Source organism: Rhodococcus sp. 008 (assembly GCF_001682295.1).
Lineage (GTDB): Bacteria > Actinomycetota > Actinomycetes > Mycobacteriales > Mycobacteriaceae > Rhodococcus_F > Rhodococcus_F qingshengii.
Genome location: NZ_CP012749.1, coordinates 1,537,925 through 1,563,619 on the forward strand (window position 1 = coordinate 1,537,925; position 25,695 = coordinate 1,563,619).

23 protein-coding genes are annotated in these 25,695 nt (G+C 62.2%); 14 read left to right on the forward strand and 9 right to left on the reverse strand.

What is annotated here, in order from left to right:
* Nucleotides 1-218: 218 nt before the first annotated feature.
* Nucleotides 219-809: a GlcG/HbpS family heme-binding protein gene (locus AOT96_RS07310; protein WP_042925227.1), complete on the reverse strand. Its 591-nt coding sequence runs from the start codon at nucleotides 807-809 to the stop codon at nucleotides 219-221.
* 184 nt (nucleotides 810-993) lie between these two features.
* On the opposite strand from AOT96_RS07310, the gene AOT96_RS07315 reads away from it, so the two are divergent.
* The gene (locus AOT96_RS07315; RefSeq protein ID WP_065351502.1) at nucleotides 994-2,163 is read left to right on the forward strand and encodes a sensor histidine kinase; all 1,170 of its coding nucleotides are present in this window, start codon (nucleotides 994-996) and stop codon (nucleotides 2,161-2,163) included.
* Nucleotides 2,160-2,789: a response regulator gene (locus AOT96_RS07320; protein ID WP_054825987.1), complete on the forward strand. Its 630-nt coding sequence runs from the start codon at nucleotides 2,160-2,162 to the stop codon at nucleotides 2,787-2,789. The genes AOT96_RS07315 and AOT96_RS07320 overlap by 4 nt, the downstream gene beginning before the upstream one ends.
* 21 nt (nucleotides 2,790-2,810) lie before the next feature.
* On the opposite strand, the gene AOT96_RS07325 is transcribed toward AOT96_RS07320, so the two are convergent.
* From AOT96_RS07325 to catA, 6 genes are all read right to left on the reverse strand, one after another.
* Nucleotides 2,811-3,176 carry a hypothetical protein gene (locus tag AOT96_RS07325; protein ID WP_065351503.1) on the reverse strand — a complete coding sequence of 122 codons (366 nt, stop codon included), beginning with the start codon at nucleotides 3,174-3,176 and terminating at the stop codon, nucleotides 2,811-2,813.
* A 17-nt stretch (nucleotides 3,177-3,193) separates the two neighbouring features.
* Nucleotides 3,194-4,657, reverse strand: coding sequence for a benzaldehyde dehydrogenase (locus AOT96_RS07330; RefSeq protein WP_065351504.1), 1,464 nt, complete (start codon nucleotides 4,655-4,657; stop codon nucleotides 3,194-3,196).
* Between the two features lie 154 nt (nucleotides 4,658-4,811).
* Nucleotides 4,812-5,759: a helix-turn-helix domain-containing protein gene (locus AOT96_RS07335; protein WP_065351505.1), complete on the reverse strand. Its 948-nt coding sequence runs from the start codon at nucleotides 5,757-5,759 to the stop codon at nucleotides 4,812-4,814.
* Between the two features lie 6 nt (nucleotides 5,760-5,765).
* The gene (gene catC, locus AOT96_RS07340; RefSeq protein ID WP_042925169.1) at nucleotides 5,766-6,047 is read right to left on the reverse strand and encodes a muconolactone Delta-isomerase; all 282 of its coding nucleotides are present in this window, start codon (nucleotides 6,045-6,047) and stop codon (nucleotides 5,766-5,768) included.
* A gap of 13 nt (nucleotides 6,048-6,060) precedes the next feature.
* On the reverse strand, nucleotides 6,061-7,182 hold the full coding sequence (locus tag AOT96_RS07345) for a muconate/chloromuconate family cycloisomerase (RefSeq protein ID WP_003940572.1): 1,122 nt from the start codon (nucleotides 7,180-7,182) through the stop codon (nucleotides 6,061-6,063).
* 29 nt (nucleotides 7,183-7,211) lie between these two features.
* Nucleotides 7,212-8,051, reverse strand: coding sequence for a catechol 1,2-dioxygenase (gene catA / locus AOT96_RS07350; protein WP_003940427.1), 840 nt, complete (start codon nucleotides 8,049-8,051; stop codon nucleotides 7,212-7,214).
* A 199-nt stretch (nucleotides 8,052-8,250) separates the two neighbouring features.
* On the opposite strand from catA, the gene AOT96_RS07355 reads away from it, so the two are divergent.
* Complete coding sequence (locus tag AOT96_RS07355) at nucleotides 8,251-9,021, forward strand: IclR family transcriptional regulator (protein ID WP_003939932.1); 771 nt, start codon at nucleotides 8,251-8,253, stop codon at nucleotides 9,019-9,021.
* Here the strand turns inward: AOT96_RS07355 and AOT96_RS07360 are convergent.
* A complete protein-coding gene (locus tag AOT96_RS07360; RefSeq protein WP_065351506.1) occupies nucleotides 9,018-9,956 on the reverse strand; it encodes an AraC family transcriptional regulator in 939 nt (312 codons plus the stop codon). The genes AOT96_RS07355 and AOT96_RS07360 overlap by 4 nt on opposite strands.
* Nucleotides 9,957-10,229: 273 nt before the next feature.
* Between AOT96_RS07360 and AOT96_RS07365 the strand changes: the two genes are divergently transcribed.
* The 10 genes from AOT96_RS07365 (at nucleotide 10,230) to aztD (ending at nucleotide 23,670) form a co-directional block, all read left to right on the forward strand.
* The gene (locus AOT96_RS07365; protein WP_007729773.1) at nucleotides 10,230-10,799 is read left to right on the forward strand and encodes a flavin reductase family protein; all 570 of its coding nucleotides are present in this window, start codon (nucleotides 10,230-10,232) and stop codon (nucleotides 10,797-10,799) included.
* An 11-nt stretch (nucleotides 10,800-10,810) separates the two neighbouring features.
* Nucleotides 10,811-12,439: a 4-hydroxyphenylacetate 3-hydroxylase family protein gene (locus AOT96_RS07370; RefSeq protein ID WP_003939685.1), complete on the forward strand. Its 1,629-nt coding sequence runs from the start codon at nucleotides 10,811-10,813 to the stop codon at nucleotides 12,437-12,439.
* Nucleotides 12,440-12,699: 260 nt separating this feature from the next.
* Nucleotides 12,700-14,097, forward strand: coding sequence for a benzoate 1,2-dioxygenase large subunit (gene benA, locus AOT96_RS07375; RefSeq protein WP_042447174.1), 1,398 nt, complete (start codon nucleotides 12,700-12,702; stop codon nucleotides 14,095-14,097).
* An 11-nt stretch (nucleotides 14,098-14,108) separates the two neighbouring features.
* Nucleotides 14,109-14,618: a benzoate 1,2-dioxygenase small subunit gene (gene benB / locus AOT96_RS07380; RefSeq protein WP_065351507.1), complete on the forward strand. Its 510-nt coding sequence runs from the start codon at nucleotides 14,109-14,111 to the stop codon at nucleotides 14,616-14,618.
* 31 nt (nucleotides 14,619-14,649) lie between these two features.
* On the forward strand, nucleotides 14,650-16,203 hold the full coding sequence (gene benC, locus AOT96_RS07385; RefSeq protein ID WP_054827004.1) for a benzoate 1,2-dioxygenase electron transfer component BenC: 1,554 nt from the start codon (nucleotides 14,650-14,652) through the stop codon (nucleotides 16,201-16,203).
* A complete protein-coding gene (locus AOT96_RS07390; RefSeq protein ID WP_007729779.1) occupies nucleotides 16,200-16,982 on the forward strand; it encodes a 1,6-dihydroxycyclohexa-2,4-diene-1-carboxylate dehydrogenase in 783 nt (260 codons plus the stop codon). Before benC ends, AOT96_RS07390 begins: the two co-directional genes overlap by 4 nt.
* A 44-nt stretch (nucleotides 16,983-17,026) precedes the next feature.
* Entirely contained in the window at nucleotides 17,027-18,412 is a 1,386-nt protein-coding gene (locus AOT96_RS07395) for an MFS transporter (RefSeq protein WP_007729781.1), read from the forward strand.
* Entirely contained in the window at nucleotides 18,409-21,111 is a 2,703-nt protein-coding gene (locus tag AOT96_RS07400) for a helix-turn-helix transcriptional regulator (protein ID WP_065351508.1), read from the forward strand. Before AOT96_RS07395 ends, AOT96_RS07400 begins: the two co-directional genes overlap by 4 nt.
* Before the next feature lie 4 nt (nucleotides 21,112-21,115).
* Nucleotides 21,116-22,360 (forward strand): benzoate/H(+) symporter BenE family transporter, encoded by a 1,245-nt coding sequence (locus AOT96_RS07405; protein WP_065351509.1) that lies wholly within the window; start codon nucleotides 21,116-21,118, stop codon nucleotides 22,358-22,360.
* 62 nt (nucleotides 22,361-22,422) lie between these two features.
* The gene (aztD, locus tag AOT96_RS07410; protein ID WP_007729787.1) at nucleotides 22,423-23,670 is read left to right on the forward strand and encodes a zinc metallochaperone AztD; all 1,248 of its coding nucleotides are present in this window, start codon (nucleotides 22,423-22,425) and stop codon (nucleotides 23,668-23,670) included.
* A 383-nt stretch (nucleotides 23,671-24,053) separates the two neighbouring features.
* On the opposite strand, the gene AOT96_RS07415 is transcribed toward aztD, so the two are convergent.
* Nucleotides 24,054-24,521, reverse strand: a complete 468-nt coding sequence (locus AOT96_RS07415) for a VOC family protein (protein WP_065351510.1) — start codon at nucleotides 24,519-24,521, stop codon at nucleotides 24,054-24,056.
* A 102-nt stretch (nucleotides 24,522-24,623) separates the two neighbouring features.
* Here AOT96_RS07415 and AOT96_RS07420 point away from each other — a divergent pair, with 102 nt between their 5' ends.
* On the forward strand, nucleotides 24,624-25,598 hold the full coding sequence (locus AOT96_RS07420; RefSeq protein WP_065351511.1) for a helix-turn-helix transcriptional regulator: 975 nt from the start codon (nucleotides 24,624-24,626) through the stop codon (nucleotides 25,596-25,598).
* The last annotated feature ends 97 nt before the right edge of the window (nucleotides 25,599-25,695 follow it).

Sequence of the window (25,695 nt, forward strand, 5' to 3'; positions counted from 1 at the left end):
AATCTGATTCTCTGCAAGGTTGTGTCTTTCCCCGAAACTGCGCATCAAGAAACTCGCTTCGGTAAGTGCATCGTCGGTTCCACTGTCGACGTGTTTGTCCCTTTCCTGGGGCTCCGGTGTTACAAAGTCGAGGTCATCGCAACAATCGGACAACTGTCGTGCCGAGCGAATCCAGGTGGCGAAAAGCACAATTCACGAAGCACGCTGAATGCGCTCACTCAGCCGAGTGACGAAGCGATCGCATCACGACCTGCGGCAGCACACGCTTGGTCCTGCATTCCGTCTGGAGCGCCACCGACACCGATACCGGCGATCGACCCGGCTCCAGCCTTCAATGTGACTCCACCTGCAAGGAAGAGAGTGCCGGGAAGGTCGGCGATGGTTGATCCTTCGCCTTTGGTACGCTGCGAGAGGTCACTGGTGTCGGCTCCGAAAGCTGCAGAGGTGTATGCCTTCTCGCGTGAGGCTTCCACCGTGTGCTGGGCTGCGTTGTCGCCGCGCACCATGGCGATGACATTTCCCGCGCGGTCTACGACGGAGACGGTGACGAAGCCGAGACCGTCGGCGCGGCATTTCGCCAGGGCCGCACCAGCAGCCTTCACTGCTGCGTCGGCACTGAGTCGATTCTGAGTGACAATCGCCGAATCACCGGTCGCGGCAGGCTGCTGCGTGGCAGAAATCGACGTCGTGCTCGATGCGTTCGCCACCGGTGTGTCGGTGGTCGAGCATGCGGCGCTGGCAAGGATTGCGACAACCGGAACGGCGACAGCGAGCGTACGGGGAAGTCGTGTGTAAATGCGGTGGTTCATGTCGGGCACACTTTCAATCGAATGGTTCGAAACCGTCCACTACAGCGTCGCGTCCGGGTGCGGGTGCGCACATCGGGCGCTCGGGTGACGAACCGTGCCCCCTACGGCTACCCGGATATCATCCGAATGGTTGATACGACGGCCTGGTGCCCTCCGTAACATTCGAGGGATGAGTAACGGAGCCATGAACGCCGACGCCGAACGCGGCCTACGCGGCCCGTTGGCGTATGCGATCCACGCGTCGTTCTTCGTACTGCTGTCTACATCGGGAGTTCGGTACGTCACAGTCCACGGGACCAGCGGTCGGTTCGGGGTGGTACTCGTCCTGGCCGTGGTCCTCGCCCTGCTCTACGCCGTCATGGCCACGGTGTCCTCGCGAGATGTGGTTCGCCAACGGCTGTGGATGTGGCCGGTACTGAGCGCATGGGCAGCGCTGGTCTGGCTTGCCCCGAGTTTCGCGTGGTGTGCGTTTCCCGTTCTCTTCCTCTGCATTCGTCTGTATCCGAGCAAGATCGCCTACCCCCTCGTCGGGATCCTGGGCGTCCTCGCCGGTATCGCGTTCTACCGGGTCACCGGTCGTGCCGAATTGGTGACACTTCTCGGGCCGCTGTGCACCGCGGCACTGGTCGCGGCCGCGTACGGGCAGATGGAACGAGATGCCCGAGAACGCCTTCGGCTTCTGCGTCAGATAGCAGAAGCGCAATCTGCATTGGCAGATACCGAACGCGCTGCCGGCGTTGCCGCTGAGCGAGAGCGCCTCGCGCGCGAAATCCACGACACCGTTACCCAGGGACTGGCGAGCGCCCTTCTACGGCTCGAGGCAGCCGAACAAACGTGGAATACAACGGGTTCGCCGTCTCGAGCCGATGTCGATGCCGCAGCAGAGAACATCCGAACCAGCTTGATGCAGAGTCGCGACCTCGTCCACGATCTGGCGCCGACCAAGGGCGGCACGGGCGACTTCGACGCCTTGGTCGTGGCCGCCGCCCGCCAGTTCGTCCCGGCCGTTCGGATCCGCACCGTCGGTGAAGCCGTCATCTTGCCCTCGGACGTAGCTCATGCCGTCGTGCGAGTGGTCTCGAGCGCGTCCTCCAACATCGCCCGCCACGCTCGCGCCGAAACGGCGGGCGTGACGATCACGTATCTCGACCACTCCGTCTCCGTAGACATCTTCGACGACGGCGTCGGCTTCGATCCGGGAAAGCTCGCCGACCATTCTCGGTACGGTGGATACGGCCTGCGTGCGATGCGAAGCCGCGTCGCACAGCTCGGCGGATCGTTCACCGTGGAAAGTGCACCGGGAGACGGCACCGTCGTCGCGGCCCAGTTCCCTCTCGAACGGAGGATCCGGTGACCACCACCATTCGCGTGTTCCTCGTCGACGATCATCTGGTCGTGCGAGCCGGGCTGAGAGCGCTGCTGAACACTCAGCCGGACGTCGAAGTAGTAGGCGAAGCATCGTCCGGCGAGGAGGCGGCCACGGCGATACCGTCGGCCTCACCGGATCTGGTGATGATGGATCTGGACATGGGCACCGGTATGCACGGTGCAGAAGCGATCAAACGCCTGCGAAGCGACGGTGTCGATGTTCCCGTACTGGTTTTCACGACGTATGACACCGACGCCGACGTCGTGCGGGCCGTGGACGCCGGTGCCATCGGCTACCTACTCAAGGACTCGACGCCCGACGAGATCTTCGGCGCGGTGCGCGGCGCGGTAGCCGGGCGCAGCGTTCTCTCTCCTACCGTGGCCTCTCGTCTTGTCCAGCAGATGCAGCGCCCGCAGGAAGCGCTCACCGCGCGTGAGTCCGAACTGCTCAGTCTGCTCGCCGAGGGGATGACCAACCGCGAGCTGGGTAAAGCACTCTTCATCAGCGAAGCGACGGTGAAAACACACCTCGGGCACATCTACGCCAAACTCGGTGTCGATAACCGCTCTGCCGCAGTGTCCGTCGCACTACGTCGCGACGGAATACGCTGACCTCGGTGGCAGCCGAACAGCTCAGCCGCCCATCGCCTTACGCACTCCGTCGATCAGTTCGAGGAATTCAGCCTTGGGAGCAAAGTCGACATACTCCGAGTCGTCGATCGCTCCGGGAACGTGACCGGGTGCCCAGTAGAACACGTCGCCGGCATCGTAGGTTTGCCGACCTGCTTCGGAATCTGTGTAGATCCTTCCTTTCAAGACGTATCCGTAGTGCGGACATTGACAGCGCCCGCCTTCCAATTGTGCGAACGGTTCGGCGAAGTCTGCACCAGCAGGAATTTTGACGAAGTTGACGATCATGTCGCCTTCTTCTCGCATCCGCAATTCGAATTCGCCGTCCTGCAACACGATGGGAAGATCGTGAGCCGAGATGGTGCGCATAGGAGTACCTTTCGACTTCAGAAGGGGAAGGTCTGCGCCGCTGGCCGGCTGGTTCGCCACTGCCAGGTGGTGAATTCGTCCCAACTGCTTTGAGTTCCGAATCTCGCGCCGTTTCCGGAGGCACCCGTGCCACCGAATGGTGCATAGGCATCGTTGTTCAAAGTCTGATCGTTGATGTGCACGATGCCGGTACGCAGTCGGTCCGCGATCCGCTCGCCGCGTTCAACCGATCCTGTTTGAATGGCAGCAACCAGACCGTATTCGCTGTCATTGGCCGACCTGACTGCCTCGTCTTCGTCCTTGACGATCACGACGGGCGCCACGGGCCCGAAGATTTCTTCACGGAACGCGGGCATGTCCGAGGTGACTCCGGCCAGGACGGTCGGCTGATAGAAGAGCCCTTCGTATGTTCCACCGGCGCGGATTTCGGCGCCGGCCGCCTTGGTGCCCTGGACGATTCGATCGACGTTCGCAATCTGCCGCGCGTTGATGAGCGGTCCGAGAGCGACGTCGCCCGTATTGGGATCCCCGACCGGCAGGACCGCTGCGCGCTTGGCCAGCAGGTCCAGGTACTGATCGGCGACCGATTCCAACACGATGTGGCGGCCTGCGGTCATGCAGACCTGCCCCTGATGCAGGAACGAACCCCACGCGCCCGCCGAGCTCGCGGCATCCAGGTCTGCGTCGTCGAGGACAATCAGCGCATTGTTCCCACCCAGTTCCAGCGAGACACGCTTGAGCGTGCGACCGGCAGTTGCCCCGACCTGACGGCCGACGGCGGTCGAACCCGTGAAGGACACCATCGCGATGCTCGGGCTCTCGCACAATGCCTGACCAGGTTCCGCGTCACCGGCGAGCACATGCAGGAGGCCTTCGGGAAGACCTGCGGACGTGAACAATTCCGCGATGACCGCACCCCCGCTGATCGCGGTTTGAACATCCGGCTTGAGAACGACGCCATTTCCGAGCGCCAAGGCGGGGGCGACAGCGCGCATGGCGAGGAGAAGCGGGAAATTCCACGGGCTGATCACGCCGACCACACCCAGGGGCACCCGGCGACCGATGCTCGTGCGCCCCTCCTGGCTGGCGGGCAGAAGGTGCCCGAACGGCTGTGTCGGCAGCGCCGAGGCTTCCCACAGTTCGGAGATGACAAGATCAACTTCGAATGCGGCTTTCCCTGGTACGGAACCACCTTCACGGATCAACCAGCGCTCCACCTCGGCTCGCTCGGCTTCCAAAATCTGCGCTGCCTTACGGATCACCGAAGCGCGAGCCTGCCCGATCGTCGCCGCCCACGCCGGCTGCGCGGCCGACGCGATGTGTGCCGCTCGATCGATATCCGCAGCAGTCGCCGTGCCGATCACCCCGAGCACCTCGCCGGTAGCCGGTTCGAGCGACTCGACGGTGTCACCGCCTCCGTCGATCCATTGGCCGTCGAAAATCTTTCCGTGCCATTGCTGATGAGCGAGCAGATTCGTCATGCGTTCCTCGATTCGTAGCTTTCGCTGCGGTCCTCGCTGTTCGTGGACCTGAGCTCTTCGCGAGCCTGAAAAAGCGATCTGAAACACACTCTGCCCCGGTATTCGGGCTCCCAGTTGTCGTGATCGGACACGTTTGTTGTTCGGATGCGACAGATCAGTGACGTTCGCGGGCGTTCGGATCAGGCGAGTTACGTACTTCCGACGGCGCCGCACCGAATTCCGCTTTGAACGCACGCGAAAACGCTGGTGCGTCATGGAAACACCATCGTGCGGCCAGGATGGAGATCGAATGACCCCGCAGTGAGACGTCGGTGAGATCGCGGCGTACGCGGATCAACCGTTCGCGGCGAATCAGCGCACTGAGGGTCAGATCCCCGTCACCGAAGTGACGCTGAACGGTTCGCGGCGACAGGTGCAACGCACCGGCGATCGACGCGACCGAGAGGTCTGGTGAGTCGAGATTCCGAAGCGCATATCGCAAGATCTCCTCTCGCGTCGAACGTCCGGGTGTCGCGGGCGCAGATCCTTGCATCAGAACTGCCGAAGCGAGATTGACTCCAGCATCTCCGAGAAGCCCGGCTGCGCTGCCGTCGACCTGGGATGCAACAGCGCCCGAGAGGAAATTTTCCAGCAATGCACCGGACCCACGCCGACCGTCGTGGGTGCGCTCGAGCGCGCAATTCAGTTCTCGCTCGGTCAGACTCACCGCACTGCGCGGTAGGGTCATGACGGTGCACGACCAGTGACCGTCGAAACGCAGCGCGTACGAATGCTCGACGTCGTAGAGAATCATCGCGCCGGGCGGGGCCGTCAACTCGCGGTCCGATTGGCGCAGTATCGCGCTCCCGGTTCGGACCGTGCAGATCTTGAGCAGATCACTACCGTGTCGCTTTGCTGCGCGTGCGCTCCGCCGCAGTATCTGCGGTGAACCGGAGATGTCGAAAGCGCCTACGTCCCCGAGACTTACGCCGCTGACCGTACCGACAGGCGCGGCATCGACGGAACTCTCGGGGCACAGGCCACCGAAGGTCTCCGACATCTCGCAGTGCCACTGCTGCACAGATTCCGGCAGGCTCGCAGGCGTGGCAGACACGGCAGACATGGCGGGCTACTTGATCGAAGATCCGTGCTGCGTCAACGGCATGACCTCGATGGTCATGTATGGGAACAGGGGCAGGTTCCAGAGAATCTCATGGAGTTCGTCAGCCGACTCGACATCGAAGATGCTGATGTTGCTGAACTGTCCCACAATTCGCCACAGATGTACCCACTTTCCCTGTCGCTGAAGGTCTTGCGAGTACGCCTTCTCCGTTGCGACGGTATCGGCGCGTATTTCCGGATCCAGGTCGCGCGGAATATCGACGTCCATCCGAACGTGAAAGAGTGCCATGTTCTTCTATCCTCTAGTTCCTGGTCCAGGTCTTGACGGCGTCCATGTTCAGTTCGACTCCCAGGCCAGGTCCGGCGGGGAGGTGCAACTGACCCTCGGAATACTTCAGGGGTTCCTGAAGCAACTCTTCGCTGAAGAGCAGTGGGCCGAAAAGCTCTGTTCCGAAGTTGATTCCGGGCTCGGCGCACGCGAAGTGCAACGAAGCGGCGGTGCCGATCGGGCCTTCGATGGACGTCGCACCGTGGCACGCGATACCGGCGGCCTTGGCAATCGCGACGATGTCGCGGCTGCGCTGGAGGCCACCACATTTGGTGGTCTTGAGGGCGATGACATCGGCGGCGCTCCGGCGGGCGATTTCCAGAGCGTCGTGTGGGGTCTGCACACTCTCGTCGGCCATGATCGGAATCGGTAGAAGCCTACTGAGTTCGGCGAGGACCTCGATTTGGTCTGCCGGAGTGGGTTGTTCGATCAGTTCGACTCCACCCTCGGCGAGTTGCGGCAAGTACCGCAGGGCAGTGAAGCGATCCCACCGTGCGTTGACGTCGACACGGACTCCGGCGTGGCCGTCCAGCGCCTGCGCGATGTTGACGATGCGCGCAACGTCGACTGCTGGATCGAGTGCTCCCATCTTGAGTTTGAAGCTGAAATTGAGCCGGGATTCGAGCTTTTCGTGAGCTTCCTCGATGATCTCGTCCGCCGGCGCAGCACCCAGTGCCCACGTGACGTCGACACTCTCGCGGAAAGCCCCGCCGAGGAGCGTGTGCACGGGGACTCCCAGGCTACGCGCCCAGGCGTCGTGCAACGCCACGTCGACTGCGGCCTTCGCGAATCGTGCATTGGCAACAACTTTTTCGATGTCGGCCATGATCGCGGTGATGTGATCCACGCGCCTGCCGACCACCACCGGCGCGATGTACTTCTCGATGATGACCTGCATCGTCTCCACCGATTCGCCACCCCACCACGGCCCGCCCGGAACGACTCCTTCGCCGTATCCGATCACCCCGTCGGAGGTGCGAATCGCGACCAGCAACAACGGCTGCGCCGTCATCGACGTGGTGGCGAACTTGTGGGGGCGAACCAGCGGAACGTCGAGGATGGTCGTCTCGATGGAGACGATCGACAGGTCTGTCATCAAATCACTTTCTTCAGAGCAGTTGTGGATCAGGCCGGATCGAGCACGAAGTCGTATGTGACCCGGTTGGTTCCGTCGGCACCTGGCTTCGGATCGAGAATCAGTTCGGGCTTCGTCGCCGTTGCCACGTCGTTCTCGATCCACTCTCCATCCTTGAAATAGAGCTGGGTGGTGATGGTGCGCTTACCGGGAGCCTTCACCATGAGGTGCAGGTGAGCCGGACGCCACGGGTGCCAGCCGGCCTTCTCGATGAACCAGCCGGTGGGGCCGTCGGTCGGGATCTGGTACGGCGCAGGCTGAATCGTGGTGATCTCGAAGCGTCCCTCGTCGTCGGCGACGATCGTTCCGCGGAGGTTGCCGTCGGGGATGTGCGGCGCGAAATGGGAGTAGTAGCCCTCGTCGTCCGCGTGCCAGAGTTCGACGGTTGCACCGCCCAACCCCTTGCCGTCGAGATCGCGAACCTGGCCCTCGAAGACCAGCTTCGATCCAACCTCGTTGTCACGCATCGGAAGTTCACACTTGGCAGGCAACGTCTTGGCATCGGCAACGTAGTACGGGCCCTCGATGCTTCCCTTGGTGCCGTGCTGGCCGCGGTACGCGACCTCCTCGACGTTGTGCTCGAGGAAGACGTCCAGCCACAGGGGCCACTCGCCGAACTGGCCGATGTCGATGAGCCACTGCTTGAGGACGCGGTACTCGGGGTAGGTGATGCCGTGCTTGTCGATGACGCCTGCGAGTGCCTCGAGCACGTCCTTGGCGATGGCCGAGACGCGTTCGGGCGGGGTGTCCGCGCTGACTCGTTCCTGGAGGAACTTGTCGGTGGCGGCAGTACCCGAACCTACTGCGGTGGGGCTCTCGGAAGTGGTCATGTGGTCCTCCTCGGGGCCGTATGTGGCTGTTACCGGGTGGGTGCCGTACTGCTGGGCTGCGTCGGCTCCCCAAGTTTGGGTTGTACGCTCTGCGTACATCGGTTACGCTGTGCGTACGCTTGTACTGTGCGCCCAGTCACAAGGTTTGTCAACCTTCGAAGGCGCCGATCGGGCATACCCGCAGATGAAAGGCCATTCCGTGAGCGAGAACGATCGCGATTACATCCAGAGCATCGAGCGTGGATTTGCTGTGCTGACGGCCTTCGACGAGAAGAACCCCAACCCGTCGCTCGCCGATCTTGCCGCCGAAACGGGTCTCTCCCGCCCAGCGGTCCGGCGCATCCTCCTCACGCTGCAGAAGCTCGGATACGTCACCGGCAACAACAGTCGGTGGTCGCTCACCCCACGCGTTCTGAGCATCGGGCAGCACTTCTCGGCATCACATGCCTTGACGGAGGCGGCGCTCCCTCGTCTGTTGGAGATCGCAGAACACACCCACGAGTCGGCGTCGCTCGGGGTGCTCGACGGTGTCGACGTGGTCTACGCCGCGCGTGTACCCGTCCGGCGGATCATGAGCATCAACGTCAGCGTCGGCACCAGAGTGCCTGCATATGCCACCTCCATGGGTCGAGCCCTGCTAGCTTGGGCGCCAACCGAAATCGTCGACAACGTCATCGCGAACTCCACGTTCGACGCCCTCACACCCACCACGATCACCGACGAAGGCGCATTCCATACCGCCCTCCGGGTGGTGCGCGAGCAGGGATACGCGCTCACATCGGAGGAACTGGAAGACGGCCTGATTTCCCTCGCTGCTCCCGTCCGCGACGCCGGTGGAAGCGTCGTCGGAGTGACAGCGTGTTCGACCTCGGCCGGACGAACATCCCCGGAAGCTTTCCGCGCCGACGTCGCGCCGTTCCTTGTCGAGAAGGCGAATCAGCTCAGCGCGGACATGGGGTACCGGAGCTAGCGCCTCAACACCTCGGAAGGCAGCAATCCGTACTTACGCCGAAAGGACGACGCGAACCGTCCGGTATGCGTGAAACCCCATCTCACAGCGACATCGGTGACCGTCGTCGAGTCGTCGGCATCCACCAGATCTGCATGGACCCGCTCGAGACGGATGTCGAGCAGGCATTCCGACGGACTCCGGCCCACGTACTGCCGAAATCCCTCCTGCAATCTCCGTACGCTGACGCCCGCCACCTCCGCCATCTCGGCTGCGGTCCACACGCGGGCCGGGTCGTCGTGCATCTCGTCGAGCACCCGCTTGACGATACGTGGCCTGGCGTGTCGCACCGCGTCCTCGCTTTCGGGCATTGCGGCAAGGACGAATGCCGTGACCACGGCGCCGGAGAGCTGACCTGCCACCAGTTCGTTGTGCAGCACGCCGACCGGGCCGAGTATCTGATCCGACAGTGAGCGAACAAATTTCAGCCATCTGGCTCCGTCGTCGCCCCGAAGATCCACCTGATCAGGCAAGTGCATTCCGGGTCGACCGAGAACCTTTTCCATCTCACGGTCGAGGTACTGACGGTCCATCCGGACTCCGACGATCTCGCAGTCCGCACTCCACCGCGTGATTCTCGTCGTGATGTCGGGTGGACATACCGTCGCAACACCCTGCGTCGAGAGCACGTGCGAGCCCGCGAACACCGACTCGAGCTCGCCCGAGAGCGGGATGTTCACCCCATAGGCACCGGGATGATCGGATTCGACGGCGACGTCAGCTCCCCACCGAATATGAGCGATCCTCAGCGGTCCCAACTCGGTGGTGCACACCCCGACTCCACTGGCCGCATGCCGAGACAACGGCGTCAGCGTGTGCGGAAAATAGGCGTCCGAAACCGCATGACACGCCTCGTCCCAGTCGCTGGGAGCAGTACCGATCATGGAGTCGACCATCGTCCTTCTTCACCTTCCAAACCCGTGACCAGCCACATTGCCGAGCAAGGGCGCTGAACATCATTGAACACTGTGTCCCCGGTCACTTCCAAGAGAAAACGGGTACGGGCCGCGATCGGGTGCGCAATCCGGATAGCCACCGCGCTGTACGGATCGACCGAAGCCTGCGCCCGCCGTACGTTCGTCTTCACTCCCGGCGCGAGTCGCCCACTACTTCCCTCCCGCACTTCGCGGCACTCTCACTCAACCGCCATCCGACAAGGAGGTCCGGTCATGGAACAAAATCAGCTTCGAGGAATCTTCGGTCAATTCGCGAGCGGCGTCACCGTCATCACCTGTACCAATGCCGACGGTCAACCACACGGAGCCACGGTCACCGCATTCACGGCCATTTCCCTGGAACCACGGCTGTGCCAGATCACGATGACTCGCAAGTCCAAGGCGTGCGGCTACCTCGGCAACGCGCCGTTTGCGGTCAACATCCTTGCCTCCGACCAAGTGGACACGGCCATGCATTTTGCCGGCCGACCGCAGCGCACCGAACCGAGGTGGATCGACGGACCGACCGCTCCCCTGCTCGACGGCGCCGCAGCAACCATCTCGTGCGTCCCGTGGAGGGAGTACGACGGCGGTGACCACATCATCTTCATCGGCGAGATCGTCGACGCTCAGTCGAGTGGCAAGGATCCGCTTCTGTTCTACCGAAGCACTTTTCACGATCTAGGCGCTACCTCGTCGACCACAGTCTGGAACGGAAGTCAGGACGACCCCCACAGCGGCTGGTTCGACGCCACCACTTCGTTCACCCCGATTCATCTTCAGCCCGCACCCCAAACGATCTGAAAGGCTTTGCCATGACGACCACCGAAATTCCTCCCACCGGCGTCGATCCCGCAGATTCCGGAGCGCCACAGGTCAATCCGGCCGCCGATTGCGAAGCCAACCGCACGAAGAACTTCGCCACCCGACCGATGACCGGTGACGAGTACATCTCGAGCCTGCAGGACGGTCGCGAGATCTGGCTTCACGGTGATCGCGTCAAGGACGTCACGACACACCCCGCGTTCCGGAATCCGATCCGCATGACCGCGAGGCTGTACGACGCTCTGCATACGGGCGAGCACGTGGACGCCTTGACCGTTCCGACGGACACGGGCAACGGCGGTGTCACCATGCCGTTCTTCCGCACTCCGACGTCCTCGGCCGATCTGCTCAAGGAACGCGATGCCATAGCGACGTGGGCTCGTATGACCTACGGCTGGATGGGCCGTTCCCCCGACTACAAGGCGAGTTTCCTGGGCACCCTCCACGCCAACAAGGAGTTGTACGCACCGTTCCAGGACAACGCCGAACGCTGGTACCGCGAATCGCAGGAGAAGGTTCTGTACTGGAACCACGCGATCATCAATCCCCCGGTGGATCGCCAACTTCCACCGGACGAGGTCGGTGACGTCTTCATGAAGGTGGAGAAGGAAACCGACGCAGGTTTGATCGTCAGCGGCGCCAAAGTGGTCGCCACCGGATCGGCGATCACGAACTACAACTTCATCGCTCACTACGGTCTGCCGATCAAGAAGAAGCAGTTCGCCCTGATCTGCACGGTACCGATGGACGCGCCGGGTGTGAAGCTGATCTGCCGCACCTCGTACACCGAACATGCTGCGGTGATGGGCAGTCCGTTCGATTATCCGCTGTCGAGTCGCATGGACGAGAACGACACCATCTTCGTCTTCGACAAGGTGTTGGTTCCGTGGGAAAACGTCTTCATGTACGGCGACGTCGACCGGATCAACGCATTCTTCCCTCAATCGGGCTTCCTGCCGCGCTTCACCTTTCAGGGCTGCACTCGCCTGGCCGTCAAGCTCGACTTCATCGCCGGACTGTTGATGAAGGCACTCGAAGCCACCGGCGCCGGCGGCTTCCGCGGAGTCCAGACCCGTGTCGGTGAGGTGATCGGGTGGCGAAACCTCTTCTGGTCGTTGACCGAATCGATGGCACGCGATCCCGAACAGTGGGTCGGCGATTCGGTGATCCCGAAGCTCGAGTACGGCCTCACCTATCGAATGTTCATGATTCAGGGGTACCCGCGGATCAAGGAGATCATCGAACAGGACGTCGCGTCGGGCTTGATCTACCTGCCTTCGAGTTCACTCGACTTCAAGAGCCCGGACGTGCGTCCGTACCTCGACAAGTACGTTCGCGGTTCCGACGGCATCACCGCCGTCGACCGCGTGAAAGTCATGAAGGCGCTGTGGGATTCGATCGGGACCGAGTTCGGCGGCCGACACGAACTCTACGAGCGCAACTACTCCGGCAATCACGAGAACGTCAAAGCCGAACTGCTGTTCGCAGCCCAGAATCGTGGACACGCAAGTTCCATGAAGGGACTGGCCGAGCAGTGCTTGAGTGAATACGACCTCGACGGCTGGACGGTCCCTGACCTCATCGGCAACGACGACGTCTCGTTCTTCAAGAACCGGTAATCCCCTCGGCAGGTAGGGCGGACTCGCGATGTCGAGTCCGCCCTGCTCGTCGTCTTCAGCAGGCATGGCCCATCAGCAGAATTCGACGAACACTGCACCCTTGGTCAGGACTAGGCAATTGCCTAGTGTGACCCGAGACACACGATGTCAAGGTGAATTCAGTACCGGACGCAGCCCCGTCCGGAAAGCGGGTCCCACCGATTTGGTCCGACAGCCCTCGGCTTTCTCGGTAGGCGCCCACTCTTATCTGGAGGACACCCATGACGGATATGTTGGATGCTGCCCGCGGCACCGACCAGTTCGCGAACATTCGCGCCGCCCTCGACGACGCGCTCGTCGAGGACCCGGAGACCGGCCGCTACCAGGTGCGGCGCAGCGTCTTCACGGACGAGCAACTGTTCGAACTCGAGATGACGCACATCTTCGAAGGCAATTGGATCTACCTCGCGCACGAGAGCCAGATCCCGAACGTCGGCGACTACTTCACCACCTACATGGGCCGTCAGCCCATCGTGATCACCCGCAACAAGGACGGCGAATTGGGTGCGCTGATCAACGCATGCAGCCACCGCGGTGCGATGCTCTGTCGCCGTAAGACCGACAACCGAACCACCTTCACCTGCCCGTTCCACGGCTGGACCTTCAACAACAGCGGAAAACTCCTCAAGGCCAAGGACGCTCGCACCGGTGGCTATCCGGAGCAGTTCAACAAAGACGGCTCACACGACCTGACCAGGGTGGCGCGGTTCGAGAACTATCGCGGCTTCCTCTTCGGCAGCCTCAACCCCGACGTGCTGCCACTCGAAGAGCACCTCGGTGACACCACGAAGGTCATCGACATGATCGTCGATCAGTCACCTGACGGACTCGAAGTTCTGCGCGGTGCATCCACCTACACCTACGACGGCAACTGGAAGTTGCAGACCGAGAACGGTGCCGACGGCTACCACGTGTCTTCGACGCACTGGAACTACGCCGCTACCACCGCTCGCCGCACCGCCGGTGAATCGTCCAACGAGACCAAAGCCATGGACGCCGGCACCTGGGGGAAGCAGGGCGGTGGATACTTCTCCTACGACTACGGCCACCTCCTGCTCTGGATGTGGTGGGGCAATCCCGAGGACCGACCCCTGTTCGAACGCAAAGCAGAACTGGAGGCTCAGTTCGGTTCCAAGAAGGCCGAATTCATGGTCGGTGCGTCGAGAAACCTCTGCCTGTATCCGAACGTCTACCTCATGGATCAGTTCAGCAGCCAGATCCGGCACTTCCGTCCGATCTCCGTGGACCAGACCGAAGTCACCATCTACTGCATCGCGCCCAAGGGAGAGAGCGCCGAAGCGCGCAGCAACCGCATCCGTCAGTACGAGGACTTCTTCAATGCCAGCGGTATGGCCACCCCGGACGATCTCGAAGAGTTCCGTTCCTGCCAGAAGACCTACCAGGCAGCCGGCGCCCCGTGGAACGACCTCAGCCGTGGCGTCACACACCAGATTCCCGGTCCGAACGACGTCGCGAAGGATCTCGGCATGAATCGTGTGCTCTCGAGCGGAGCCAAGACCGAGGACGAAGGCTTGTATCCCATTCAGCACGGGTACTGGCGCGACGCCATGCTTGCGGCCGTAGATGCCGAGCAAGCCGCTTCCAACCGGACCATCTGAGGACCATCATCATGACTGTCACCACCACCAATGCCGTCGCCCTCGAAACAGTGCAGCAGTTTCTCTACCGTGAGGCTCGCTATCTGGACGATCGCGAGTTCGAGAAGTGGATCGAGTGCTACCACCCCGATTCCGAGTACTGGATGCCCGCATGGGCGGACGACGGCGAGCTGACCACGGACCCGGCCGCAGAGATCTCCCTGATCTACTACCCGAATCGCGGCGGTATCGAGGACCGCGTGTTCCGAATCAGGACTGACCGTTCCAGCGCGACAAGCCTTCCCGAGCCCCGCACCGGTCACAACATCACCAACGTGGAAGTGATCGAAGAACGCGGCTTCGTCGTCGACGTCCGCTTCAATTGGTTCACGCTGTACTTCCGCTACAACACAGTCGATACCTACTTCGGCACCTCGCACTACACGATCGACTTCGCGGGCGAGCAGCCGTTGATCATGAAGAAGAAGGTAGTCCTCAAGAACGACTACATCCATCACGTGGTCGACATCTACCACTTCTGACACGACTTCCCTTCGAATCGAGCTGTTTCCCATGAGCATTCAAGCTGCGCCGACCTTTCAAGTAGCCCTGAGTTTCGAAGACGGCATCACCCGCTTCGTCGAATGCAACACCGACGAGACCGTCGCGGACGCGTCGTACCGCGCACGAATCAACATTCCGCTCGACTGCCGCGACGGAGCATGTGGCACCTGCAAATCACTCTGTGAGTCAGGTACTTTCGACGCCGGCGACTACATCGAGGAGGCCCTGACGGACGACGAGGCCGAGCAGGGATACTGCCTTCCGTGCCAGATGGTGCCGGAATCTGATCTCGTGCTGCAGATTCCCACCACGTCGGCGGTCGCCAAGACCACTGCCGGTTCGTACACGTCCACCATCACCGAGATCATTCGCCATTCGGATTCCACGGTGGGTTTCACCGTCGCAGTCGACAACCGCGCAGATCTGGTCTTCCTCCCCGGTCAGTACGTGAACATCCTCGTTCCCGGAACCGAAGCGACGCGGTCGTACTCGTTCAGCTCCGGCCCTGAGGTCGAGTCGGCGTCGTTCCTGGTCAAGATCACCCCGGGTGGTCTGATGTCCGAGTATCTCAGTCAGCGCGCGCAGGTAGGCGACACTCTCGAATTGACCGGACCGATGGGTAGCTTCTTCCTCCGGTCAGGTCAACGGAGAGCCCTACTGCTTGCCGGCGGAACCGGCTTGGCCCCGCTGCTCTCCATACTGGAGAAGATGCGTACCGAAAGCTCCACTCGGCCCGTCCATCTGGTCTACGGCGTCAGCTCCGACACCGATCTCGTCGAACTCGACAAACTGCACGACTACGCGGAGTCTCTACCCCAGTTCACCTTCGACTACTGCGTATCCGATCCCGACAGCACAGCACCGAACAAGGGCTATGTCACGGGCTTGATCGAGCCCGATCACCTCGACGACGGCAACGTAGACGTCTACCTGTGCGGCCCGCCGCCGATGGTCGAAGCCGTACGTCTGCACTTCAAGGACGTATCGATCACACCCACGAACTTCTACTTCGAAAAGTTCAACAATGCGGCAGCACCGGCTGATTCACCGGCAGCCTCGGCCGAAGAATCAGCTGCCGGCCCGTACGAGATCGGTGAAGAACATCTGCCGGTCGCGGAGTCGGACGCACAGTTCGACGCTCGGATGGCACTCGAACTCGGAGCAATGGAACTCACGATCGGCCGCCTCACTCCAGCACAGTTGACGGAGTACCGCATTCTGGCGGAGAACTCGGCTGCTTCCATCGACCGCGATCACTTCACGGACGCAGCGGCATTCACCGAAACCAATGCCCTGTTCCACGACTTCCTCTTCCGCTGCACCGGAAACGAAGTGCTGCTGCAGGCATACCACCGTCTCGAGGTCACACAACTGATGAACCGAGTGCTCCGCACCGCCGATTGGGTGGACGAACATGTCGCGGAGGATCACTCACGTATCGTGAGTGCATTCGAGCAGAATGATCGCGCCGCGGCCCGTGATCTGATCGTCCAGCACAGCGAACACGCCAAGTCGACGATGCACCGCGCCATCACTGACGCTCGGGAAAGTGTGGCGTCGTGAGCACGAGATTCTTCGCCGGCCGGTTCGACGACCGGGTCGTGGTCGTCACCGGAGCGGCTCAGGGGATCGGGCGCAGCGTTGCCGAAAGAGTTTCCGCAGAAGGTGGTTCCGTCGCGCTTGTGGATCGAGCTGAACTGGTTCACGACATCGCGACACCGCTGGAGCGTTCCCATTCGGTGACCGCGGACCTCGAGACGTTCGAAGGTGCCCAGAATGCAATAGATTCCGCATTGGAGCGCTTCGGACGCATCGACGTCCTGATCAACAACGTCGGTGGGACCATCTGGGCCAAACCCTACGAGCACTACACGCCGCAGCAGATACAAGCCGAGGTCACACGATCACTGTTCCCCACGCTCTGGACGTGTCGCGCCGTACTGCCCCATCTGATCGAGCAGGCGAGCGGCACCATCGTCAACGTCTCCTCGGTCGCCACCCGCGGTGTCAACCGTGTTCCTTACGCGGCGGCCAAGGGCGGGGTCAGCGCGATCACCGCTGCACTGGCGATGGAAGTCGCGCAGTACGGAATACGCGTCGTGGCAACCGCTCCCGGCGGAACCGAGGCGCCACCACGCGTCGTGGCACGCGGGCCGGGTGCCGAGACCGACGAGGAGAAAGCCTGGTACCAGCAGATCGTCGACCAGACCGTCGACTCGTCGCTACTCAAGCGTTACGGCACCCTGGACGAACAGGCTGCTGCTATCACTTTCCTTGCCTCCGAAGAGGCTTCGTATGTCACCGGAACGGTTCTGCCCGTCGCCGGTGGCGACCTCGGCTGAATCCAGCCTCCCCCGATTCCTGATCTCTCGAACGGAGATTCGCCATGTCCTCGATCGAACGTGGTTCCTGGGCCAGTGCCCGCCATCGCTCGTCAGTGTTGTGGGTGGTCACCATCGCCGCCATTGCCATTCTGTTCGACGGATACGACCTGGTCGTGTACGGCACGATCCTGCCCGTACTCATGGACGACCCCAGCCATATCGGCACCTTGACCGCATCTCAGGCCGGCGCGTTGGGTTCGTATGCACTCGTCGGAGTGATGGTCGGCGCACTGACGTGTGGAGCGATCGGCGATCACTTCGGTCGCCGAAAGATGATGCTGGTCAACATCATCTGGTTCTCGGTCGGAATGGCACTGGCAGCGTTCGCCACCAGCATCACCACTTTCGGTCTGCTGCGGTTCTTCACCGGCATCGGTGTCGGTGGGCTTGTCGCCACCGCCGGAGCCATGATTGCCGAGTTCGCGCCGCCGGGACGCCGCAATCTGTTCAACGCCATCGTCTACAGCGGTGTCCCGGCCGGTGGCGTCATGGCTTCCGTCCTGGCGATCGTTCTCCGTGATTCCATCGGATGGCGCGGACTGTTCCTCATCGGCGCCCTGCCATTGGTGTTCCTGTTCCCACTCGCCTGGTTCAAACTGCCCGAGTCTCCCGCGTGGCTGATTGCTCGCGGACGTGTCGAGGAAGCTCGCGCCATTTCCTCGAAAACCGGAATTCCATTGCCTGTCGGTACAGATCGACCCAACGACGCCGTAGCCGAGAAGGTCGGCTTCCGAGCGTTGGCGAGCAGACAATATGTCTGGGGCACCGCGCTTCTCGGCCTCATGAGCTTCGCCGGCCTCCTCCTGACCTACGGACTGAACACCTGGCTGCCCAAGATCATGGAAAACGCGGGATACAACGCGAAGGGTTCGCTCTCGTTCCTGTTGGTACTCAACGGCGGTGCCATCATCGGTGGACTTCTCGCCTCCAAGATCGCAGACGTAACCGGTCCACAGCGGGTTGTCGCAACCACCTTCGGCCTGGCCGCACTCGCCCTGCTCCTGTTCACATTCGGGTTCCCGCTTCCCGTACTCCTCGCCTCCGTTGCCATCGCGGGTGTCGGAACCATCGGTACTCAGGTTCTGATCTACGGATTCGTGTCCAACTACTATTCGACGGCCGCTCGGGCCGCAGGTGTCGCGTGGTGCGCCGGATTCGGACGTCTGGGCGGGATATTCGGGCCACTGATCGGCGGAAGTTTGATCAGCGCCGGAATCAGTTCCGAATCGGCGTTCTACGTCTTCGCCGGCATCGCGGTGCTTGGCGCCATCGTCACCTTCTTCGTGCCGAAGCAAGCACCCGACCTGGGTGCCACTGCACTTCGATCCGATGGAGACCGTGCCGAAAAGGAAACCCGTGGTGAGCCCGGCGTTACGGTAGTCGGGTGACACTTCGTGACCTGTTGCTCGGCCGAGAACGCGAGCTCGCCGTTCTCGGCCGAGCCTTGGCCGCGGCAGAGACAGGAGTGCCGACTCTCGTGCTGGTCGAGGGCGATGCCGGTAGCGGTAAGTCCACTCTCGTCGACCGGTTCGCCGAAATCTCTTCCGCTCATACGCTCCGCCGCGCTCGTGGGCTGGAGTGGGAATCGAACACTGCCTTCGGAGTGATCGAACAACTACTCGAACGTCCGGTTTCCAACTCGGACCCGGTCGCCGTTGCACACGAGATCGTCGACGCAGCGGAGCAACTGACCCTGATCGTCGTCGACGATGCCCATCACAGCGATGTCAGCTCGCTTCAGGCAATCACCTCCGCCCTCCATCGAGGCCGAACGGCACCACTGCTGTTCGTCCTCGTCGCCGAGGAAACGCCGTTCCTGCGCGAGGATGTCAGGCAGATTCTCGACCTGCACTGGTCGACGCGATTGCACATCAGCCCGATCGACGCACCCGTCATCATCGACATCGCGCGCATGCGAAGCGGAATCGACCTCAGCTCCGGCGTCGCGCTTGCCCTTCAGGACTTCACCGCGGGCAACACACTCGACATCGTCTCGCTTCTCGACGAGCTGCCACCTACCTATTGGACCCAGTGGCACCGAACTTTGCCCGTCCCTCGCCATCGTGCAGTATCGATCGCCGCCGCCCTCGCTACGTGTTCGGCGGGAGCACGAACGTTGATCGAAGCCGCAGCAGTTGTCGGGCGCAGCACGACGTTGTCGCATCTTGCTCAGCTAGCCGAAATCGACGACGTGGTCGGCGCCTTGGACAGCGCCTTCGCCAGCGGCCTCCTTTCTGTCCACGAGCAGCGCGGCAGCACCGAGGTGTCACTGAGCAGCACGATGGTCACGGCCGCAGTGCGCGGGGCGTTGGGACCCGCGCACTTGCATCTGCTGCACACACGCGCAGCCGAGATCGCTTGGGGAGAAGGTGAACGGCTTTTCCACCTTGCCGCTGCCAGCACCACCCATGACGAGGACCTCGCCGCCGAACTCGTTGCGTACGCATCACTACGAGCATCCGACGGCGCGTGGTCGGAAGTCGCCGACGCCATGGTCACGGCAAGCCGTCTCACGACGGCCCGAACCGAACACGAGGACCGACTGCTCCGCGGAGTCGACGCGCTGACCGGATCGGGTGACATCCCCCGCGCCATGGTCTTCGTGCCGGAGATCGAGAGTATTTCGCGCGGGCCTCTCCGCGACGCCGTCCTCGGCTACCTCGCCATCCATAGAGGGCGACCGACCGAGGCCGCCGATCTTCTGACCAGAGCGTGGGACAGCTGCAGCGTGGATCGTGAGCCAGGCATCGCTGCGATGATCGCCCAACGAATGGTCCTGCATTCTCTGGCTCGGCTCGATGGCACGGCGCTCGTCGAGTGGGTTGACCGTGCAGTCGAATTGGTGGGCCCTTCTGATCCCGCAGCAGTGGAGTCCGAAGCGATCAAGGGTCTCGGGCTCGGTGCTACCGGAAGAACCGAGAATGCGCTCGCGGCATACGCCGAACTCTCCGATCGTGTCCGCCCCGGAGCCCAAGCACAGCGCTTCCAGATGGGACGCGGATGGCTCGAGCTTGCGTTGGACCACCCGGAGTCCGCCAGACGCGACCTCGAAAGTGCGGTGTCCACAGAGTTTTCCAGTGGTTCGGCAAGAATCTCACTGTGGGCACAGGCCTGGCTCGCCCGCACTCAATTCGCTCTCGGCGCCTGGGACGAAGCGCTCTCGACCGTCGAGGGCGCCGGTGCCGAGGTGGATCGGTTCGAGATCGAGATCATCCGGCCGTTGGTCCACTGGTCGGGAGCACAGATTCACGCTCTGCGCGGCAACTGGGAACTGGCCCGTGACCATGTGCGACGTGCGTACGCCGGCATTCACGCCTACGAAATCATGTATGTTCCTGCACTTCTCGCCAGGGCCCAGGTTGCCGAGGCCGCCGCCGACTACGCCGAAGTTCTGGTGGCGCTGGCTCCGCTCACCTCGAGCAAGGCGCAACAATGGCTCGACGAGCCGGGCTTCTGGCCGTGGGTCGATCTCTACGCCAATGCATTGGTCATGGTCGGGCGAGCTGATGATGCCGACGCCTTTCTGCAACCACACGAGCAGACCGCACGACGTCGGGAGCACCGCTCAGCTGCGGCACGTCTCGGCTACGTTCGCGGCCGGATCCACGGCGCACGGGGCGAACTCGACTCGGCAAGAGAAAGTTTCGATGCTGCACTACTCGGCATCGAGACGCTGCCGCTCCCCTACGACCGAGCCCGAATCAATTTTGCCTACGGCCAAACTCTCCGCCGGGCCGGGAAACGCGCGGAGGCCGACGTCGTCCTCCGCGCCGCCCGCGAGCTGTATCACTCGTTGGGCGCCGCTACTTACGTCGAGCGCTGCGAGCGCGAACTCCGCGCGGGCGGGTTGAACCTCTCGCGGACGGAGAAGGGAATCACCGACCTGACCCCGCAAGAACGAGCCGTCGCCGACCTTGTTGCAGCGGGCAAGTCCAACAAGGAAGCTGCCGGCGAATTGTTCCTCTCCGTCAAGACCATTCAATATCACCTCACGCGCGCGTACGCGAAACTCGGACTGCGATCACGGAGCGAACTCGCGGCTTTGTTCCGCGACCGAGGGCTTTCGGATCCGCATCAGGAGAACTGAGAACATGCCGGACACTTCGACGACCGCGCCCGTTCGCGTCGTCACCGAGCCACTCCCGCAACCGCTCTACGGCCCGAAGCGGGTCTTGCGCGACTTCGGCGGAACGTCCATTGCCAACGGAATCATCGGCATCGTCTTCTCGGCCACCGGGCCGGTGGCGGTCATTCTCGCTGCGGGGTTGGCGGGTGGACTGAGTCAAGCCCAATTGGCCTCTTGGCTTTTCGGTGCCTTCTTCGTCAACGGCATTCTCACCATCACGGCTTCCTGGCTGTACCGGCAGCCGCTGGCCTTCTTCTGGACGATTCCCGGAACCGTTGTCGTCGGAGCGTCGTTGGAGCATCTGCCGTGGGAGCAAGTGCTCGGAGCGTTCTTCGCGACCGGCGCCCTGATCTTGCTGTTGGGATTGACAGGGTGGGTCACACCGATCATGGCCGCATTACCCTTGCCCATCGTAATGGCAATGGTGGCAGGCGTTTTCCTTCATTTCGGAACGGATTTGGTCGAAGCGCCCGCCCACGACGCGGTGATCGCCCTGCCGATGATCGCCACCTTTGTCGCTCTGAGCGTGTTCGCCAAGCTGGGAAGATTCGTTCCGCCCGTTCTCGGCGCGTTGATCGTCGGCGTGGTCGTGATACTCGCGGCCGGAAGATTCAACTCCGCCGGCGACGCGCACGAGTGGCTGGCGCATCCGATGCTGACCACGCCAACCTGGTCTTGGCAGGCGATGATCGAACTGGTTGTACCGCTGGCGATCACAGTCGTCGTCGTGCAGAACGGCCAAGGAATCGCAGTCCTCCGCGCAGCGGGTCATCAACCGCCGATCGGGGCAGCAACGGTTGCCTGCGGTGTGTTCTCTCTCGTGAACGCGGCGGTGGGTTGTGTCTCGACGTGCCTTACCGGGCCGACGAACGCATTGCTCACGGCGTCGGGAGAGCGGACACGCCAATACACCGCCGGAATCTTCTGCGGCTTACTCGCCGTCGTCTTCGGACTGTTCGCCCCGACTTTCGTCGCGATGATGTTGGGAACTCCGACGGCATTCATCGTCACTCTGGGTGGTCTGGCCATGCTCAAGGCCTTACAGGGAGCCTTCGTGACCGCATTCGGCGGGAAATTCACCTTCGGCGCTTTGATCGCGTTCCTCGTGACGATCTCCGACATCGAACTACTCAATATCGGAGCCGCTTTCTGGGGACTCGTCTTCGGGGTCATCGCCTCGCGCATGCTCGAACGAGCCGACTACACCTGACATGCGAATATTCGCATACTCGACTTTGACAATCATTTACATTAAGCAGTAGATCTATACCCATGCACCTCAACACCCGCATGTCGCGGCGCCTCACCCTTGCCACATCAGTAGGCCTCTCACTCGCCCTCGTTACGGGTTGCTCGTCCGACAACAAGGACTCCGCCCAGTCCGAAACCACGACCACGACGTCGGCCGCACCAACCGAACAGGCCTCGGCAACACCACGTCTCGCCGTGTCGTACGACGGCGGCGTCCTGGTGCTGGATGCAACTTCCCTCGACGTGGTCGGCGAGACCGAGATCGACGGCTTCACCCGACTCAACCCGGCCGGCGACGGTCGCCACGTCATGATCTCTGCCGGCGAAGCATTCAAGGTGCTCGACACCGGCACGTGGTCTTCGGCTCACGGTGATCATTCTCATTACTACACAGCCGATCCCGCGATGTCCGAGGTCGAGTTCGCAGCCAACGAGCCCGGACACGTCGTACGCCATGCCGGAAAAACCGTTCTCTTCAACGACGGCTCGGGACTCGTCGAGATCTTCGATCCGGCGCAGTTGGCAAAACGCCAACCCCGCGTCGAGACGTACACCACGCCAGAACCCCATCACGGCGTTGCGGTCGCACTTGCCGACGGCAGCCTGTTGACGACCATCGGAAATTCGGAGTCCCGCAACGGCATTGCCATCCTCGATGCCGACCGCAAGGAAATCCTGCGCAACGAACAGTGCCCCGGTGTCCACGGCGAAGCAGTCGCTGCCGGCGAAGCCATCGTGCTGGGCTGCCAGGACGGGTTGCTCGTGTACAAGAACGGAGCGATCACCAAGGTCCAGAGTCCGGATGCATACGGCCGCATCGGAAATCAGGCAGGCTCGGAGGAGTCGGACATCGTGCTGGGTGATTACAAGACCGACAAGGACGCCGAACTCGAACGTCCGCAACGGGTCTCGCTGACCAACACGACGACGTCCGAACTCAAGCTCGTCGACCTCGGCACCAGCTACACCTTCCGCTCACTCGGCCGCGGACCACACGGAGAGGCACTGGTGCTCGGCACCGACGGCGCCATCCACGTCATCGACCCGAACACCGGCGTCGTCACCAAGAAGATCGCCGTCATAGACGCATGGACCGAGCCCACCAAATGGCAAGAGCCCAGGCCCGCGCTCTTCGTAGAAGATCACACCGCTTACGTCACCGACCCAGCGTCGAAGAAGCTGATCGCAGTCGACCTCGAGGACGGCAGCATCCTGACCGAGACCACTCTCGATCACGCCCCCAACGAATTGACCGGTGTCACCGGCTGATTCAGATCCTCACCTCAGGCCCCTATCTCACACCGAGATGAGGGCCTGAGCCGTTCTCGTGCTTCGCCTACTGACCAGGGAATCTCATACCCAGGCAATCCTCGAGGTGCTACGACGCGCATCTCAGAGAATCGAAGCCGTTGTCGCCAGCTCTGCTGGAGCTGAGCGATGAGCAGGACCACGATTGACCGCGGCACAAGTCAGCATGGAATAACTCCGTGTGGAGGTTCGTTGGAGATGGTGTCGGTGTTCGGTTCTTTGCCCCGGGTACCACCCCAGAATTGCCACTTCGAGTGGCCACTTGCCGAGAGGCGCAAGACGGGCACCGACGCGCTGGAGCCGCTGGACACCTTTCGGTGCCAGCGGCTTCGTCGTCTGAATGATCAGGCCGGGTTTTCGCCGGCAGCGACGTCGAGGATCCACGTCACCCCGAACGCATCGGTGAGCATGCCGAAACCGTGGCTCCACGCCGCGGCGGCAAGACCCTCGATGATCGATGCACCAGCAGAGAGTTTGGCCCAGTAGTTCTGCACCTCTTCGAGGGTTTCACCGCGAACCGAGACGAAGAACGGTTGGTCGGTGATCGTGGTGCCGTTCTCGCGGTGTGTCGAGCCTGCGTTGCCGGCCGAGCCGCCCGACTGTCCAGGGATGTCGTATGCCATCACACAGAAGCCGTCCTCTGTCTCCACCTGGCCGAACACGACGTTCTCAGCGCCGGGCACCTCCTTGGGCATCCCGAAGTCGCCGTAGGTTGCGATCGTGACCTGGCCACCGAAGACGGACTGGTAGAACTCCAGAGCCGCGCGGGCGTCTCCGCGGAAGTTGAGGTGGGTCGTTGTCTTGATGCTCATGTCTGCTCCTGGTACGAACGTCGCTCGGGTTTTCCCTGACAACGTCGACTCTCACAGCCGTATAGGACTGTTTTCGTCCTAGACTCGTCGTAGTCTCACCGCATGGCGACCACCACTCGACTCTTGAATCTGCTGTCCCTCTTGCAGACGAGACGCGACTGGCCGGGCGCTCTACTCGCCGAGCGGCTCGACATCAGCCATCGCACGGTCCGCCGCGACATCGACCGGCTCCGGGAGATGGGGTACAGCATTGCGGCGACCATGGGCCCGGACGGCGGATACCGACTCGACGCCGGCAGCGAGCTGCCACCCCTGCTGTTCGACGACGATCAGGTCATCGCACTGGCAGTTGCGCTGCAGGCGGCGACGCTGACCGGCGTCGGTATCGAAGAGGATGCGGTTCGAGCGTTGACCACTGTGCGGCAAGTGATGCCGTCGCGTCTGCGCCATCGCCTCGACGCGCTCAGTTTCACCACGATTTCGGCCGGTTCCGGCGACGCAGACTCCGTGTCCCCAGAGGTGCTCGTAGCGATTTCCGCTGCAGTCCGCGCTCGCGAGGTGTTCCGCTTCGATTACTCGAACGACCACTCAACCGACAACAGCGAAATAACACCCCCGCGCCGAGTGGAGCCGCATCATCTGGTGACCTCCAAGCGTCGCTGGTATCTCGTCGCGTGGGATCTCGCGCGAGACGACTGGCGAATCTTCCGCGCCGATCGCATCACCCCACGCACCCCGAACGGTCCCCGGTTCACGCCGAAGGAAATCCCCGGCGGCGACGTCAGCGAATACGTTTCCGCGCGCTTCAAAGGATCGGAACATATCAACAATTGGCCGTGCCACGGCAAGGTCGTTCTCCATCGACCAGCCAGTTATGTTCTTCCCTTTGTCGGGGACGGCATCGTCGAAGATCTTGGCCCCGAGCAGTGCAGTCTCGAAGCCGGATCATGGTCTTGGACGGCGCTGGCAGCCTCCTTCAACCGATTCGACACCGACATCGATGTCGTCGGCCCGGCAGAACTTACCCACGCTTTCGCGCAACTCGCCGCCCGCAACGCCGCGACTGCTGAGAGTTAGTCAGTCGTCTCGAATGAGATCCAGGTCTCCAACGCAACCGTGCGCCCGCGGGTTCGTGATAGCTTTCAAGTCCTCAGAGGACCTGAGGACTTGAAGA

Bases quoted from the DNA above. Each gene is read 5' to 3' on its own strand.
- AOT96_RS07420 (WP_065351511.1), top strand. From the start codon at position 24,624: ATGGCGACCACCACTCGACTCTTGAATCTGCTGTCCCTCTTGCAGACG.
- AOT96_RS07370 (WP_003939685.1), top strand. From the start codon at position 10,811: ATGACGACCACCGAAATTCCTCCCACCGGCGTCGATCCCGCAGATTCC.
- AOT96_RS07345 (WP_003940572.1), bottom strand. From the start codon at position 7,182: ATGACAGACCTGTCGATCGTCTCCATCGAGACGACCATCCTCGACGTT.
- AOT96_RS07335 (WP_065351505.1), bottom strand. From the start codon at position 5,759: ATGTCTGCCGTGTCTGCCACGCCTGCGAGCCTGCCGGAATCTGTGCAG.
- AOT96_RS07310 (WP_042925227.1), bottom strand. From the start codon at position 809: ATGAACCACCGCATTTACACACGACTTCCCCGTACGCTCGCTGTCGCC.
- AOT96_RS07325 (WP_065351503.1), bottom strand. From the start codon at position 3,176: ATGCGCACCATCTCGGCTCACGATCTTCCCATCGTGTTGCAGGACGGC.
- AOT96_RS07330 (WP_065351504.1), bottom strand. From the start codon at position 4,657: ATGACGAATCTGCTCGCTCATCAGCAATGGCACGGAAAGATTTTCGAC.
- catA (WP_003940427.1), bottom strand. From the start codon at position 8,051: ATGACCACTTCCGAGAGCCCCACCGCAGTAGGTTCGGGTACTGCCGCC.
- aztD (WP_007729787.1), top strand. From the start codon at position 22,423: ATGCACCTCAACACCCGCATGTCGCGGCGCCTCACCCTTGCCACATCA.
- benB (WP_065351507.1), top strand. From the start codon at position 14,109: ATGACTGTCACCACCACCAATGCCGTCGCCCTCGAAACAGTGCAGCAG.
- benA (WP_042447174.1), top strand. From the start codon at position 12,700: ATGACGGATATGTTGGATGCTGCCCGCGGCACCGACCAGTTCGCGAAC.
- AOT96_RS07395 (WP_007729781.1), top strand. From the start codon at position 17,027: ATGTCCTCGATCGAACGTGGTTCCTGGGCCAGTGCCCGCCATCGCTCG.
- AOT96_RS07415 (WP_065351510.1), bottom strand. From the start codon at position 24,521: ATGAGCATCAAGACAACGACCCACCTCAACTTCCGCGGAGACGCCCGC.
- catC (WP_042925169.1), bottom strand. From the start codon at position 6,047: ATGGCACTCTTTCACGTTCGGATGGACGTCGATATTCCGCGCGACCTG.
- benC (WP_054827004.1), top strand. From the start codon at position 14,650: ATGAGCATTCAAGCTGCGCCGACCTTTCAAGTAGCCCTGAGTTTCGAA.
- AOT96_RS07315 (WP_065351502.1), top strand. From the start codon at position 994: ATGAACGCCGACGCCGAACGCGGCCTACGCGGCCCGTTGGCGTATGCG.
- AOT96_RS07365 (WP_007729773.1), top strand. From the start codon at position 10,230: ATGGAACAAAATCAGCTTCGAGGAATCTTCGGTCAATTCGCGAGCGGC.
- AOT96_RS07405 (WP_065351509.1), top strand. From the start codon at position 21,116: ATGCCGGACACTTCGACGACCGCGCCCGTTCGCGTCGTCACCGAGCCA.
- AOT96_RS07360 (WP_065351506.1), bottom strand. From the start codon at position 9,956: ATGGTCGACTCCATGATCGGTACTGCTCCCAGCGACTGGGACGAGGCG.